Genomic DNA, 15639 nt, shown 5'->3' with positions numbered 1-15639 from the left:
TTTATGCTGAATAGCTAACAAATTGAAAAAATGAGACATTCTACCCTGCTAACCGAATACACAGATATTTCCCAGAGATTGGAATATCTGGTAGCCCATTCTTCACAAATGGTATTTATTACCGGTGAAGATGTGGCTGTACAGCAGGGCTTTGTGGAAGCGTTTCTGGGCCAGCAAAGTCAGCAGGCCAATGTCGCACTGATAAATGCCCGCAAAGGTAAGAGCGATAACTACTATCGGCAATTACTGGCAGAGCAACTGCATTGCAGCTGGCAGCGCAACCAATCTTTAGTACAGGCGTTTGCCGCTCGCGATAACAAAGCTGAGCCGGTGCTTATTGCCATAACCAGTGCCGAAGATATCCCTGAAGACGTTCTGCGGGAGCTGTGGGATCTGGTGTTGCAAAATCGCTTTGCGCGCAACGGCGAACAAATCAATATTCTGATGTTCGGTGACCATTTTTGGGCGGAAGATGTGAAATCCTGGCTACCCACCAACAACAACGACAAACCCGTTTTGCTGACCACTCAGACCCTTGAGTATGACGAAGAAACGGAAGTCGAAGGCGATTTAGACGAACTTATCGCAAATCGTCGAAAACTGTTTCAGGAACGCATGAAAAGTCGCGCCAGCCGACCTGCTCTGGGCACCGCACCCTTGCAAAAGTGGTGGGTTAAACTGGCCCTGGCGATGGCTTTTGTACTGAGCTTTTCATCGATTCTTATCTGGCAGTATTTTGATGTTACTTCAGCGGCAGTGACAGAGTTTAGTCAGTTTTTATTTCAGTCCAAACCAGAAAGCAATCAGGACAACAGCGAAGATAGTGTTGAAACCGCCGGACTGTCATTGCAGGAAGCCGTAGCTTTAGCCAACGAAGAAAACAACGACGACATTGCGGTGAACTCTTCCGACAATCAACGGGTAGCGGCTAACTTCAGCGATGCTATGCAACGTCTGGATGCCAAAGATGAGGCATTAACTGAGACCAGCGCAGAGGTTGATCAGGAAAATGTTGAAACTGCTACACAAGCCATTGTGGTGAATACTTTTACAAAGCAAAGCCCGGATTCCCCCAGTTCTGAGTACATTGTCGATATCAGTGCTGAACAATTAAAGCAGTTACGGGATACCGGCAAATTGCCTGCTCAGCAGACCAACAAAGCCGACCGCGATAGTAAGGTGCCAGGTCAGCAACCATCGGCACAATCAGCGCAGCTACAACAGACGCAGCCAATGAGCAGCGCAGATGCAGAGTTAAGCACTGCTGTTATGGATGCCCTGGTAGCGTTGGAAATGCTGAATACTGAAGTCAATAACTCAGAAGCCACTAACTCACTGGTTAACAATACGGATGCCACAGAAAGTAGTGTCGCAGTTGAGGGCGCTTCATCTGCTGCGACAGCGCAAACAGCACAGCAGGCTCAAGAAGTGGATAGGGTAAGTTCCTCTGAAGAAACTAGCGTTGCTCAGCAAGAAACAAGTATTGAACCATCACCTGCCAGCCAGGCTAATAATGAGTTCTCAGAGACAGCTTCTGCAGCTGTTGAGCCGGCGACACCGCGAGTAACTACCACGACAAATGTATCTGAAACCGACCTGCTTAATCAGGAAACGGCTGCCGATACAACGAACGTCAACGATTATCCGGTAGAAGACATTACCAGTTTTCAGCCTATTGAATCCGGCTCTCAGGCTGCCCCCGAAGTAATCCCAACTCGGTATCAGTATCACGAACCGGTATTACTGGAACAGGCTGACAGCAATTTTGTGTTGCAGGTGTCTGGAATTAGTACTGAAGCTTTATTGCAGGAGTTTCTGGTGGATAATCAGTTGCTCAACGATGTCTGGGTGTACAAAACCCAACGCTACGGCGGTGACTGGTTTGTGGTGCTGGTGAAACAGAGTTTTGCAAGTTTAGATGCCGCCCGCGCTGCAGCTGAATCTTTACCGGAAAAATTTGGCCCTTCCACACCGTTTGCTAAGGCTATCAGTCAGGTACGCAATGAAATCACGGTTAACTAGCTGTAATTTTTTTTCAGTAAGGTACAATCCCAGCCTCTAGAGATCTAAGCCAGATAATAATAACAGCATGCCACAATCGAAACACCGGGCATTTTTAAAATGGGCCGGAGGCAAATATAGCCTCATTGAAAAGATCAACAAAGAGCTACCTAAAGCCAAAGTGCTGGTGGAGCCATTTGTGGGTGCTGGCTCAGTGTTTTTGAATTCTGAGTTTGAGGCATATCATCTCAATGACATTAATGAAGATCTGATTAATCTTTACAAGATTCTGCAAACCGACAGCGCACACTTTATCACCGAAGCCGAGCCTTATTTCACGCCTCAATTCAATCAGGAAGCGGTGTTTTATCAGCAGCGAGAACGGTTTAACGACAGCACTGATCCGTTTGAACGCTCGGTACTGTTTTTGTATCTGAATCGCCATGGGTACAACGGTCTGTGTCGATACAATCTGTCTGGTAAATTCAACGTGCCATTTGGTCGCTATAAGGCACCTTATTTCCCCAAAAAAGAACTACAACACTTTGCACAAAAGGCCGCCAGAGCTACCTTTACCTGTCTGCCTTTTCAGCAGGTTATGTTGCAGTCACCGGATGATTCAGTAATTTACTGTGATCCACCTTATGCTCCGGTCAGTGAAACCGCTTATTTTACCTCTTACGCCAAGCAAGGCTTTAGCCTGGATTTGCAGGAAGAGTTGGCAGAACTGGCGCTGCACGTTAGTGAAAAGCTAGGCCGTTTTGTGTTGGTGAGCAATCATGATACGCCCTTTACCCGCCGGATATACAAACCCGCCAAACTGCGCAAACTTTCCGTAGCCCGCTTTATCAGCCAAAATGGCGACAATCGCAAAAAAGTGGCGGAACTATTGGCGGTGTACAATAGCGTTAAATAATAGCTGGTCTATTATTAAACCTGTTTTGGATGCAGTGCATCATCAGGGGCAAAGAGCGATTTATGGAACAAATTGACTACATTATACCTTTTATCAGTATTATTTATGGTATTGCGATGGCTGATTTGCTGTCCAGCGGTTATCGCCTGGTTGAAGAGCGGCAACGGGTTACCTTTCACGCTATACCGCTGATCTGGGCTTTTGTTTGTTTTTTGGCGATCATCAACGGCTGGTGGGCTTTTTTTCAGATCATTGAAGCTTTTGTCATTGATAGTGCCGGTAAGCTGCTGATTTTAAGTGTACTGCCTACCTTTACCTTTCTGTTCAGTACCGCGGCATTACCCAGTCGTATCCGTGAGCACTGTGATCTTTGGCAATTTTATCGCGCTAATCGCTACATTTTCTTTGGTATGTTTTCAGCATATTTGCTTAGCGTACCCACCATTTTGTACTTTTTGTTTGGGCAACAGAATCTGCTGTTCATCGCCAGTCAACTGATTGCTTGTGTGTTGTTGTATGTGTGTATACGCACTGAGAGCGCCTGGTGGCACTGGTTAGTCTCGCTTTATTTTGTCTATAACATCGGTGCTGGTTTGTTTAACCAGTCGCTGCCTTCGGTATAACACTCGTATTACAGCTTGAATTTGGCAATAAGCTGACTCAGCTTCGAGGTCAGGCCATGTAACTCCTGAATGGCTTGCTGGGCGTCTTCCATCAGCGCCTGGGTTTCATGGGCGTCGTTGGAAATGGTCAGCACATTGGTGTTGATTTCTGCAGTAGCCAGTTGTTGCTCACTGGTGGCGTGCGCTACCTGTTCGTTGATCTGGCTGATTTCACCCACCACATCAAAGGCATCCATCATCTTACGTCCGGAATTGTTTACCAGTTCCACATTCGCTCTGGTGGACTCTCTGCCATTCTCAATGGCAGTTACAGAATCCGATGCCTTGGCGTTTAGCCGGCCCACCATTTCATTAATTTCTTCGGTGGAGTCGGAAGTGCGTTTGGCTAAACTGCGTACCTCATCTGCCACTACTGCAAATCCCCGGCCTTGCTCTCCGGCACGGGCGGCTTCAATAGCGGCGTTTAATGCCAACAGATTGGTTTGCTCGGATATGCCTCGTATAACCTCTAGCACATGAGTAATGGACGCGATTTCTTCTGACAGTTCCTTAACACTCTTAACCGCGGTCTCCATGGAATCCGATAGGGTGGTCATTTCCTTGATAGATTTTTGTGCGTCTTTATTGCCAATGGTAAGCTCTTTTTGAGCATCGGAAGCGAATCCAGAGGCTTGTTGGGCATTGTGGGATATCTGCGCTACCGTCGCCTCCATTTCGTTAATCGCAGCTGCCACGGTTTGGGTGCTGTTGGATTGGTTTTTGGATACCTTGGTGGCCTGAGCAGAAGTTTGATTTACCGTATTTGCGATAGCCGTAATCTCCGTGGCACTGTCAGAGACTTCTTTAAACATTTCCTGTAATCGGGCAATGAATTTATTAATTTCCCCGGCCAGTACGCCTAGTTCGTTATTGGTGTGTTCCGGCAGGCGTACCGTAAGATCACCTTCTCTTTCTGCCAGGCCGGTAATGGCGTCGGTAATTTTATCCAGTGGTCGGAAGATCTTACCGGCGATGACTTTGACCGCGAAAAAGGCGGCGACGGCCACAATTGAGGCAATAAAGAAGATTTTGAATATGGCTTCGTTAATACTTTTATATAATTCCGCCTGAGGAATCTCCCCCACCAGTTGCCAGTCGATGGAGTTTAATTCCACCCGCGCTGAAACAAAGCTTTCACCGTCTTTTTCAATCACGCTGTAGCCCTGATTGATAGGTTTTGGCAGGCTGACTCTCTTGCCGATTTCGCCATTGTTTCTGTGTAGTTTGATCTCTCCGGCATCATCAATCAGATACACCTGACCCGTCTGGGCCAGACTGTAACCTTTGATGAGATCCGTCATGTCAGAAAGGGCCTTGCCGATGCCGGCTATGCCGATTCGCCGGCCATTGCTGACAATCACATAATTGATAAATACCACAGGATTCTGGGTGGCTTTGTCTATGTCGAAGCTGAGTTCGAACTGTCTGTCGGAGTTTATAAAGCTGTAAAACCAAGGGTCCTGTGATGGATCTAACGTCCTGGCTAAACCATCTTGACTGTAATAGTTTCTGGATTCACCAATCACTACGTAAGCAGAAATAGCATCGTTGCGCCTTTTGATATCCATCAGGTAATTTACAATATTTTGTCTGAAAGCAGTCGGCTCCCCCTGGGTTACCCAATCGATCACAAGCTGGTTTTGGGCGATACTTTGGGAAATGATTACCGGTGGCGTCAATTCCAGCTCAATGGCATTTCTGAGTTCCCGCATTGCGGTGGGAAGTTCTGTCTCACTGAGTTTTTCATTGGCGTGATTCTTAAGTCCTGAAGACACAAAAATAGATGAGATAAGAATGGGTAATATGGCGGCCGCGATAAGGCTGGCATACACCTGGTGCTTAAGTAACATTGCTTCTCGCCCCCTTAATTAAATGCCAAACTAAAAGTGCCATTTCAGTAACAAATTCACATTGCGCTCATCCACGCCATCGATCCCGAATTTATTGTTCCAGTAGACATACTCTATCCCCACAAAAAGCTTATTATCGAGTTCAAAGTGCGGGGCCAGGTCATACTTTAATTGCGATGTGAAATTTATCTGGCGCTTTTGTGCGTTGCCGAAGTCATCTGTGGTGGCGCTGGCGATATCGATAAAACCATCAAAATAGAGCGGTCCTAATGGCACGCCATAAACCAGAGTTAGTTGCTCGCTGCGTCTGGCGAATTCATTATTGCGCAAATAAAAATTGGCCTGAAAATAGTTAAAATGCGGAACTGCGATGTCCAGACCTATGCCATAGAGGTAATTGCTGAAACCGTCGCCAATTTCCGTAGAGCCCGCCAGATAAACGCCACTCAACAGTGAGTCATCGCTGTTGAATAAGGCGTAGCGAAGCGTCAGTTCGCCATAGGTTTCGGTAAAGCCATCGTCGGACTCAAGGCGATCGACAAACAAAAAGCTATCACCCCAGCTATTACCTGAAGCGTGCTCCAGTGTCAGCACGGTGCGGTCATTATCACCCACCTGATAATTACTGCCCTTCAGCGCTGTAATACTAAAGTCAGACCACAGGTTTTCGGCCTGTGACTGTGTTGAAAAGAGTAAGCATGCAATAAACCACTTTGCGATTTTTTGTTTTGACAGCATTTTCTACTCTGTCCCAAAGAAGGGGTTGCTTTAAATGAGTGTTGTAGAAAAGTGTCAGAAAATCAAATAAGTGTCAGGAAAGAACAATATTCACAACAATGACGAGAGTGGCAATAAAGGCTAATACAAAAACGACGCCCACTAACAAATAGGGCAAGAAGGAAGTTTGCTGAAAATCAGCCAGATGGTTTTTTTGAGTTTGTACACCAAACATGCTGGCAGCAACGCTTTTGGTTACCTGCCATAACGAGGCTTTTTCTGTTTTACTGGATGGCTCTGAACTGCTCACAGACATTCCGAATTAACTATTACTGCTGTTATCCTGACCGCTGTCGGTAACTCTTGTCAATAGCTCCAATAAATCCAGATAATGAAATTGTTTGCTGGCACTGCTGCCGGAAAACCAGGAAACCCAACTGACGCCTGCTGCTTGCTCTTTGGCACAGAGGTTTTGTGGATGACTCATGGGCAGTGAATTGTCAAAACTACTGTCCACCGGGCAACTACAAAAGCGCAAACCTTCGTCTTCCAAATTGCCAGCAAAGGATAGCATAGCCACTAATGCTGTACTGAGTATCAACATTTTTTGGTTTCTTGAGGAGATCATATTCGCGACCCGTTTTGCAACACTTTGTTTCATTATACTTGCTGAACCTCTTTTTAGTGAGGAAGTTGGTCGTTAAAAATCTGTCGTTTATCTCAGCAATGCGGCCATTAACAGGAGATAAGTTACGACAACTGCATTATTACCATCGGGAATTTTTGACAACTTCAGTAACAAAAGTTCACTCAAGTGAAAAATATTACCTAAATATAAGTTTAATCGGACGGGGTGAATTTTAACTGAATGGAGATAGTGAATCTGAATGCGTGGGAGTCGCTGGACGAGAGCATGAACGGGTATTTTGTGGTTATAAAGTCCAGAATCTAAATATTTCCATTTTAAGAAAAAGCCAAACTGTCTCGTATATGGATTCAGTTAGGTCAAAGTTTGTTCGAAGTACTAAACCCTTTTTCCCTTTACGCGCAATAAACTGCGACATCAGTTAAAACAACGATGAGAGATATCAGGGATGATAGCAAATACCAATAAGTGACGTTAAGCATTCGCTCAGCGCCATATCAGCGAGCTTAATTCGAGGCGCGTGAATGAAGTAATACTGGTGGTCTTTCGAATTTCACGCAAAGCTTAACGCATCCTGCTCTCGCCCCTTACCAACATCCCTGTTGGCAACAAAGAAGTAAGCCGCTGAGATGGCGTCTTCGATGGATTTGAAACGGTTTTATACGTCGTTAGATGTTTTTGATTTAACCCATTAAACCTGTAAACATCTGCCTTGTCTAAAACCGTTTCAATTTCCACTGAGTAGCATGCTTAACGTCACTTATTGGTATACTCAATGCTCAGCACAGGGATGTGCTGTCATTGATGGTCGTCGTTGTTCTGATGGCGAAGTTTATGTTGTTGCGCGTCAGGGGCTGCGGGGGATTCTTAAGGGGGGCGCAGCCCGGTCACCTTAAGGCGCGGTCGGCGCCCCGACAAGGGTATGAATTAAATGATAGTGACTTAAATTAGACTGCAACGTCGAAATAAAGTCTACCTGGTAGTGAGCTCAACAGCAGAGCCTAAAGTCAGGTTGGGCTCCTTGAACTCGAGATTTTTAGACAAAGCAAAACTAATCAGGTTGTGAGTTTACGGTTAAGCTCTACCCGAGAACTGTTCAAAAAATGTTCGCAATATCGCCTTGGTAGGAGTCGCTGCCATATATGCATATGGCAGCGGGGATACATCCACCAGGTTCACCCTACAGAACCTGGCAGATATATTGGGTGCAGCATCCGTGCTACTGAGTGAATCTGTTATTACAGGTCGAAAGACTTGCTCAGACTGAACAGGATGGTTTCATCACTGTTACCGCCACCTAAGTCGCTGTCTGCAAATACCACTGAAACGCCAGCGTCAAAACCACCGATTTCTGTACCGTAACCCAGCTCGAAGTATTCACCGTCGGATTCATCACCAAAGGTACCGAAGGTGCCATAAAAGCCGTCGTGCTCCAGGGTTAATGCCAGGAATGTGTAATCGCCACCAGGAATTCCTAAATCAATGTCGTCGTCCCATTCACCTACAGTGTATTCAACTGAAAGCGGACCCCAACCCAGACCAAAGTTAACTTCGTTGTAGGCGGAATCAAAATCACCTGTGTATTGATAAGTGGTAACACCTACGCTGGCTGATACATCTTCGCTGATGTCAAAACCGTAGCCGCCATAGACGTCGATTTCCAGACCGTCTTCAACATCGGCTACCCAGGTACCCAGGTAAAAACCGCCGTTTTCATAGTCAACACCTGCGCTGGCAGAGGCAGAGTTGGTCTGTTGAATACCGCGGAAGTGATACTCAGATACTAAACCGACATTGGCGCTAAGGTCTGCATAAGCTGCCTGTGAAAATGCTGAAGCAGCTAATACGAACGCAACCGCCTGAGTTGTTTTAGTTAATTTCATGTGTGTTCTCCGTTTTTGTAAGTGTGCTGGCATAAGTTCAGCAAAACTGATGCCTGTTTAATTTTTATCTAAAATAGTTTCGGAAATCTTTCTTAACCTATTGAAAGTATTGAGTTTATAAAAGATAAAAAAGGCCGAATAACACGCTGGCTTAATAATAAGCGTAGACCCAAGGAAAAATATGTGCACATTTTTAGGGCGGACGCACCAAAATAAGGCTTAGCCTTCTTCCGGTGAAGCTGGTATTTTTAGCGGCAATTTTGAAATTGGACTCTAAGCTTATGCACTCAAATCTCATTGCCCCTTCAATTTTATCCGCTGATTTGGCCCGTCTTGGTGAAGACGTGGCAAAGGTAATAGACGCAGGCGCCGATGTAGTTCATTTTGATGTGATGGATAACCACTATGTGCCCAATCTGACCTTTGGCCCAGCGGTGTGTAAGGCCCTCAGAGATTATGGTATTCAGGCCGATATCGACGTGCATTTAATGGTAAAGCCGGTGGATGATTTGATTGCCCAGTTTGCCGATGCCGGTGCCAGTTACATCAGTTTCCACCCTGAAGCCAGTGAACATGTGGACCGCAGTATTCAGTTGATCAAGGACAAGGGTTGTAAAGCTGGGCTAGTATTGAATCCGGCCACGCCACTATCGGTATTAGATTATGTGCTTTATAAGCTGGATTTTGTCCTGCTGATGTCTGTGAACCCCGGATTTGGCGGTCAGGCGTTTATCCCCAAAACACTGGATAAGTTGAGTGATCTAAAACAATTAATTCAGGAACAGGGCCTGAATACCCGAATTGAAATTGACGGGGGCGTGAAAGTCGATAATATTCGCGCAATAGCAGAAGCGGGCGCAGACATGTTTGTAGCGGGCTCCGCTATTTTTAATCAGCCTGATTATAAGCAGGTGATTGATGCCATGCGCCAGGAGTTGGCGCAGGTAGATAACCATTAATTATTGAAAAGAGACACAAGAGATATTCTGATGAGTAGTAAACCAATTGTATTAAGCGGCTGCCAGCCTTCCGGACAACTGACTATCGGCAATTACATGGGCGCCCTGAAACAATGGGTTAGCATGCAGGAGGATCACGATTGTCTGTATATGTTGGTGGACTTGCACGCTATTACGGTTCGCCAGGATCCCAAGGCGCTTTACGAAGCCTGCCTGGACGGTTTAGCTCTGTATGTCGCCTGTGGTATCGACCCGGTGAAAAGTACCTTGTTTGTGCAGTCCCATGTGCCTGAGCACGCTCAGCTTGCCTGGATCATGAACTGTTATGCGCAGATGGGCGAATTGAATCGCATGACCCAATTCAAAGACAAATCAGCCAAAAATGAAAACAACATTAACGTTGGTTTGTATAGCTACCCGGCGTTACAGGCGGCGGACATTCTGCTGTATCAGGCAGATAAAGTGCCGGTGGGTGAAGATCAAAAACAGCACCTGGAATTAACCCGTGATATCGCCACCCGTATGAACAATCTCTACGGTGAGCTGTTTACTCTGCCTGAGCCTTACATTCCTGAGTTTGGTGCGCGCATTATGAGTCTGCAGGAGCCCAACAGGAAGATGTCCAAATCCGATGACAATCCAAATAACTTCATTGGCCTACTGGAAGAACCGAAAAAACTGGCGAAAAAGATTAAACGCGCAGTAACTGACTCTGATGAACAGGCGCGCATTTATTTTGATACCAGCGAAAAACCCGGCGTTTCTAACTTACTAACGCTGCTGTCTTTGGCCACAAACCGTCCTGTTGCAGATCTGGTACCGGAATACGAAGACAAGATGTATGGGCACCTGAAAACCGATGTGGCAGACGCCGTTGTCGCCCTGGTGGAGCCAATTCAGGAGAAGTTCAAAGCCTTGCGTGAAGATCGCGCTGAGCTGGACGCCATTATGAAAAGCGGTGCCGAACGCGCTTCTGCCAGAGCCGCAACAACACTGGCGAAAGTGTATGACGCGGTTGGATTTATTAAGCGTCCTTAAATAAATCTCGGGACAGCTGTCCTATCTCATCTTGAAGCCAACGAATGGCAGGGTCTGACTCTGCCACCTGCCACCAATACATATGGATGCTGATGTCCGGCAGTGACAGGGGCAAAGGTAAAAGTTGTATTGGCATATGGCTGGCAAACTGTTGTGCAGCTTTTTCCGGTGCGGTCATAATCAGATCACTATGACACACCGTTTGCACTGCGCCGTAGAAGTTCTCACAGCGCAAGACTACATTGCGATGTAGCTGCTGTGCTGTCAGCGCATTGTCCACCAGATTAATATCTGAGGCTTTTAAGGCGGCCACCACGTGTGGCCATTGCTGATAACTCTGCAAGTTACAATTCTCGATAATGGGATGTCCACGACGGCACACCAGTACAAAGCGACTGCTGCCTAAGGTTTGATTGCGAATATTGGCTGGTGTGGCAATCAGAGAATCCAACACCAAATCCACATCACCATTTTTCAATGCCACGGCCAAATTTTGGGGTTCTACACTGACACTGCGAATTCGCACCCCCGGAGCGAGATTTTGCAGCCTGGCAATTAGCTTAGGGAAATACAGAGCTTCCAGCACATCCCGTACTGCAATGTTAAAGGTGCGGTTAAGTTGACTCACATCCCATTGTTTCTGCTGCGACAGGGTTTGTTGCAGGGTACTCAGGCTTTGCTCCACATCGGCAATGATGCGCTGACAAAAGTCGGTGGGTATCATCTTTCTGCCATGACGCTCAAACAAGGGATCGCCGAACTGGGTGCGCAACCGACTCAAAGCATGGCTGACAGCTGGCTGGGTGAGATTAAGTTTATCGGCAGCCTGACTGACGGAACCCTGGTGATAAATGGTGAGTAAAACCTGAAACAGGTTGTAGTCAATACTATGCATGAAATTTATATTATTCGATGAATATTCATCATTTGAGTTTATCATTGCCCTGCGTAGAATCCAGTTGTGCTTAAAAAACAACCGGAGAATAGAATGTCTGCCCATCAAGCCACTATCGACAACATGATCATAGGTGCCGAAAACTTTTCAGTGCCACAACCGCCGGTGTTTACCGATCCTATGCAGCAACGGCAGTATGACAAGGTGCGTCTTGCCGCTGCTTTTCGGGTTTTTGCTCTGTATGGCTTTGATGAAGGACTAGCGGGTCATATCACAGTGCGTGATGCCGTAGAAAAAGACACTTTTTGGGTGAATCCGTTGGCTGTGCATTTTCGCCAAATAAAGGCCAGTGACCTGGTACGGGTCAGCCATGAAGGGAGAATTATTGAGGGTAAGCACGCCATCAACAATGCCGCCTTTGCCATTCATTCTCGCATTCACATGGCTCGTCCTGATGTGAACGCCGTGGCTCATGCACATACGCGCAATGGCCGGGCTTTTTCTGCGCTGGGAGAAACTTTAAAGCCCATTTCTCAAGATGCCTGCATGTTCTACCAGAATCACGGTCTGTTTGACCATTTTACCGGCGTGGTAGCGGAACTGGATGAAGGGGATTTGATTGCTGAAGCCCTTGCAGACAACATTGCCGTAATTCTGCAGAATCACGGATTACTGACTGTGGGCAAAACCGTTGATGCAGCCACCGCTAACTTTGTTATTATGGACAGCTGTTGCGAAAGTCAGTTATTGGCGCAGGCAGCCGGAGAGCTAAAACCCATACCTCATGATATCGCATTGAAAACGCGAGCCATGAATGCCAATGATTTGGTCACCTGGGGTAATTTCCAGCCCTTGTTCCAGGTTGTGCAGGCGCAGGATGACAGTTTTAAAAACTGAGTTTAAATACGGAATGGTAAAGTGATTTTCAGTTGGGAGTAAGGTAGCAGATGCAGGATTCGGTGTTAACTCAGGTATTACTTCCGGCCATACTCGCCGTCGTTATGTTTGGTATGGGATTGAGTCTCACCAGAGCGGATTTTTCCCGCCTGTGGCAAACTCCAAAGCCTATATTTATCGGCTTAGTGGGCCAAATCCTGTTGTTACCCATATTGGCCTGGGGCATAGCGGTACTGTTTAATTTATCCGCAGAACTGGCTATAGGTCTGATGGTGTTAGCCGCCTGTCCCGGAGGCACAACATCCAATGTCATCAGCCAATTAGCCAGAGCCAACCTGGCCTTATCGGTATCGCTGACGGCTGTTACCACTTTGATCTGCGTTTTTACCACACCCTGGATAATTCAGTTTGCTATTCAGCAGTTCGCTGCCGACCAGGTGCAATCCTTTTCTCTGTTGAACACCTCTTTGGGGCTGATGTTGTTAACGTTACTGCCGGTGATTTTGGGGATTGCTTTTCGCGCCCGTTGGGAGCAACGCGCTTTAGCGATAGAAGTGATATTCCGCAAAATATCTCTGTTGTTTATGGTGGCGCTGATCATCGCTATTGTGATCCAGGAGTTCGATATGCTGTTGGCATCCTTTGATAAGATATTCTGGGCCACCCTGACACTCAACTTTGCCGCCATAGCAACTGGCGTTTGGTTGGCAAAACTAACTGGATTGGCTTTGCCTGAAAAAGTCACGCTGGGCATTGAGGTGGGCATTCAAAATGCTTCAATGGCCATTTTGATTGCTATCACGTTTTTATCCAGTCCGGCTTACGCCACCTCCGCAGGTGTTTACGGTGTAACTATGTACATCGGCGCGGTGTTTTTAGCTGTCTGGGCGAAGAAGCAATACAAGTTCCACAGTGTATCGGGCTAATATTGCAGCCCGGGTGCACTTATTTTGATTAAAAGCCCGTCAAAGCCTTGCGAGGCTTGATTTTGTTGCCTTTAACCTGTTTAATTCCGCAGTTTTATTCGCTCGCCCGGGAAACATGCGCGTACTGTTAATTGATAATTTCGACTCTTTTACTTTCAATCTGGCTCGTTACTTTGAAGAGTTGGAGTGTTCCGTGCAGGTAGTAAGAAATAATCAGATCAGTATCGCTGAAGTTAAAAATCTCAGACCGGACCTAATCGTTATCTCGCCAGGCCCTTGCTCACCCAATGAAGCCGGTATCTCACTGCAATTGGTGCAAGAGTTGTCCGGTAAATTTCCTATATTTGGTGTTTGCCTGGGCCATCAGGTGATTGCTCAGGTGTTTGGCGCCAATGTGCAACGCGCTACTAAAGTGATGCATGGTAAAGTTTCAGCCGTGGCCCATTCCGGTCATAAAATGTTTACTGGCATACCTGAAAAGTTCACGGTTACACGCTATCATTCATTGGTGGTAGACGCGCAATCTTTGCCCGCGGAGTTTGAGATAAGTGCCTATACTGCAAGTGAAAACAGCCAGCAAACTGAAGTTATGGCCATAGCACACAAGACTTTACCCTTATGGGGCGTGCAGTTTCATCCGGAGTCCCATTTGACTGAATTTGGTCACCAACTTTTGCAGAATATTCTGGATTTGGTGACAGATAGCTCAGTAGCGATGCAACAGGATTAGCCAAAAGTAGCTAATCTGATGATGAATTAACAACTTATTTTTTAAGTCAGATTTTGAGAAACGGAATGAGTGGCCAGCAAGACATTCGCACAGATATTGATAACCGCTATTACCATCTGTTGATGGGATTACAAACCGGCCAGGTGGCAGCCGGAATCGAAGTAGAAGGTAAGGTTAAGGCGGAACAGTCTGAGCAATTCAATGCTCGCAGAAAACTGTTGGATGTAGAACGCATCGCAATGCGGGACAAAGAGCTCAATCAGCGTTCAAAACAGCACTATCTGGAAAATATCAGTACCATAGTGCACGAAGAAGTCTGCGATCGCATGCAGAAGAAAATTGACAATATTGATGAGCTTAGCAGTAAGATTATTGGTATTGACGATGGCATGGCCGCGGTTTACGACGGCCTGTCAGTGAAAGCTGCGTCAATTGCAAAAATAGAGCCGACTATTGCCGCTATCCCCTGGCTGACAAAAGAGTTAATGGACCTGGCTAACAGTCCTAAGTATCGAAAAACCGACCGACTTGGCAAAGTGGTCAGATTCGAGACACTGCGCATGGCCTTGAGCTTTTTTGGCATTGAAAATCTCAAATTGCTGGTGCCCATGCTCTCCGTGCAACGCTGGATCCCTAAAATCACCGACCCTTACCCGGCTTTTAAGCAAAAACTCTGGGAACAGATCATCGCCACGGGTATCAGCTGCCGAAAAATTGCCGAGTTATCCAAAGTTGATCCCTTCCACGCCTATGTCGCGGGCATGCATCACGAGCTGGGCAAAATCGCCATCAGTAAAATGTTCTTTAAGCTTTTTGACAAGGTGTTGCAGGAAGCCATGCTGGAAGCTCATAAAGAGCAGAAGCGAGAAGAGCATTTAGCACTGCAAGAGGTCAAAATTGATCCGGATGTGTGGCTGGCCATGATGTGGAATCAGTCTTATCAGATTTCCGCTAATGTATTAAATCACATGAATATGAAGCGGGTAGTCGTGGCACCTGCTCTGCAAGAGTTGGCGGATAAAACCTCCATTAAGGAACGCTCGCCATTGGGCCGGGTATTGGAGCAGGGGCGCTGTTACGCGCGATTCAGGGTGTTGCGCAGTTACAAACTGATCAACATGGAAGATGCCAAACAATACCTGATTTCCTGTCGTATGCCTAAAGGTGCTGTTGCTGCTCTGAAAACCGTCGATGTGCGTCAGATTAGCCTTACCTTCGGTGAAGAATAATCGCCGGATTAAAGACTTAAAATACTGTCCTCTGCCAGGTATTTTGAGTTTTTCCTTCTATATAGCAAAATAATCTAAAAAATAAGAATTCAGTTCTATATAAGAGTGCTTTGATGATTAATACGCCAAATTTGTGGCTTTTATCGGTAAAACTGAAAGTCTTTTCTGAATCTTTCACATACTTATTCAATTTCTATGCAATTCTAGCGAAGCCCTTTTATACTAAAGGCTTCACCCCCTTTTTCGGGAAGACAAGCGAGTAAATATCTGGAATAATGCTCCTCTTTTTT

15 protein-coding genes are annotated in these 15639 nt (G+C 46.3%); 9 read left to right on the top strand and 6 right to left on the bottom strand.

Features of this window, described 5'->3' with window-relative positions; genetic code table 11:
• Positions 1-30: 30 nt before the first annotated feature.
• The 3 genes from ACXAD8_RS12530 (at position 31) to ACXAD8_RS12520 (ending at position 3540) form a co-directional block, all read left to right on the top strand.
• Positions 31-2022, top strand: coding sequence for an SPOR domain-containing protein (locus ACXAD8_RS12530; protein WP_475229050.1), 1992 nt, complete (start codon positions 31-33; stop codon positions 2020-2022).
• 67 nt (positions 2023-2089) lie between these two features.
• On the top strand, positions 2090-2917 hold the full coding sequence (locus tag ACXAD8_RS12525; RefSeq protein WP_475229047.1) for a Dam family site-specific DNA-(adenine-N6)-methyltransferase: 828 nt from the start codon (positions 2090-2092) through the stop codon (positions 2915-2917).
• A 62-nt stretch (positions 2918-2979) separates the two neighbouring features.
• Positions 2980-3540, top strand: coding sequence for a hypothetical protein (locus tag ACXAD8_RS12520; protein WP_475229045.1), 561 nt, complete (start codon positions 2980-2982; stop codon positions 3538-3540).
• An 8-nt stretch (positions 3541-3548) separates the two neighbouring features.
• Here ACXAD8_RS12520 and ACXAD8_RS12515 read toward each other — a convergent pair whose 3' ends face one another.
• From ACXAD8_RS12515 to ACXAD8_RS12495, 5 genes are all read right to left on the bottom strand, one after another.
• Positions 3549-5429: a methyl-accepting chemotaxis protein gene (locus tag ACXAD8_RS12515; RefSeq protein WP_475229043.1), complete on the bottom strand. Its 1881-nt coding sequence runs from the start codon at positions 5427-5429 to the stop codon at positions 3549-3551.
• Positions 5430-5459: 30 nt separating this feature from the next.
• Positions 5460-6167, bottom strand: coding sequence for a nucleoside-binding protein (locus ACXAD8_RS12510; RefSeq protein WP_475229040.1), 708 nt, complete (start codon positions 6165-6167; stop codon positions 5460-5462).
• Between the two features lie 73 nt (positions 6168-6240).
• Positions 6241-6456 carry a DUF2970 domain-containing protein gene (locus ACXAD8_RS12505; protein WP_475229038.1) on the bottom strand — a complete coding sequence of 72 codons (216 nt, stop codon included), beginning with the start codon at positions 6454-6456 and terminating at the stop codon, positions 6241-6243.
• Positions 6457-6468: 12 nt separating this feature from the next.
• Positions 6469-6750 (bottom strand): hypothetical protein, encoded by a 282-nt coding sequence (locus tag ACXAD8_RS12500; protein WP_475229036.1) that lies wholly within the window; start codon positions 6748-6750, stop codon positions 6469-6471.
• Positions 6751-8030: 1280 nt separating this feature from the next.
• Complete coding sequence (locus ACXAD8_RS12495; RefSeq protein ID WP_475229033.1) at positions 8031-8675, bottom strand: TorF family putative porin; 645 nt, start codon at positions 8673-8675, stop codon at positions 8031-8033.
• Positions 8676-8956: 281 nt separating this feature from the next.
• On the opposite strand from ACXAD8_RS12495, the gene rpe reads away from it, so the two are divergent.
• Positions 8957-9634, top strand: a complete 678-nt coding sequence (rpe, locus tag ACXAD8_RS12490; protein WP_475229031.1) for a ribulose-phosphate 3-epimerase — start codon at positions 8957-8959, stop codon at positions 9632-9634.
• Positions 9635-9664: 30 nt separating this feature from the next.
• Positions 9665-10672, top strand: coding sequence for a tryptophan--tRNA ligase (gene trpS, locus ACXAD8_RS12485; RefSeq protein ID WP_475229029.1), 1008 nt, complete (start codon positions 9665-9667; stop codon positions 10670-10672).
• Here the strand turns inward: trpS and ACXAD8_RS12480 are convergent.
• The gene (locus ACXAD8_RS12480) at positions 10659-11567 is read right to left on the bottom strand and encodes a LysR family transcriptional regulator (RefSeq protein WP_475229027.1); all 909 of its coding nucleotides are present in this window, start codon (positions 11565-11567) and stop codon (positions 10659-10661) included. The two genes, trpS and ACXAD8_RS12480, sit on opposite strands and share 14 nt — an antisense overlap.
• A gap of 93 nt (positions 11568-11660) precedes the next feature.
• On the opposite strand from ACXAD8_RS12480, the gene ACXAD8_RS12475 reads away from it, so the two are divergent.
• The 4 genes from ACXAD8_RS12475 to ACXAD8_RS12460 all read left to right on the top strand — a co-directional run bounded on the left by ACXAD8_RS12475 (position 11661) and on the right by ACXAD8_RS12460 (position 15349).
• A complete protein-coding gene (locus ACXAD8_RS12475) occupies positions 11661-12464 on the top strand; it encodes a class II aldolase/adducin family protein (protein WP_475229024.1) in 804 nt (267 codons plus the stop codon).
• A gap of 50 nt (positions 12465-12514) precedes the next feature.
• Positions 12515-13390, top strand: coding sequence for a bile acid:sodium symporter family protein (locus tag ACXAD8_RS12470; RefSeq protein ID WP_475229022.1), 876 nt, complete (start codon positions 12515-12517; stop codon positions 13388-13390).
• Positions 13391-13505: 115 nt separating this feature from the next.
• Positions 13506-14120, top strand: coding sequence for an anthranilate synthase component II (locus tag ACXAD8_RS12465; protein ID WP_475229020.1), 615 nt, complete (start codon positions 13506-13508; stop codon positions 14118-14120).
• Between the two features lie 65 nt (positions 14121-14185).
• Positions 14186-15349 carry an HDOD domain-containing protein gene (locus ACXAD8_RS12460; RefSeq protein ID WP_475229017.1) on the top strand — a complete coding sequence of 388 codons (1164 nt, stop codon included), beginning with the start codon at positions 14186-14188 and terminating at the stop codon, positions 15347-15349.
• The last annotated feature ends 290 nt before the right edge of the window (positions 15350-15639 follow it).

Source organism: Planctobacterium sp. AWH2_060, from assembly GCF_056158425.1.
Note: the sequence above shows the minus strand (reverse complement) of the source record. Positions and strands in the feature narration are given on the sequence as shown.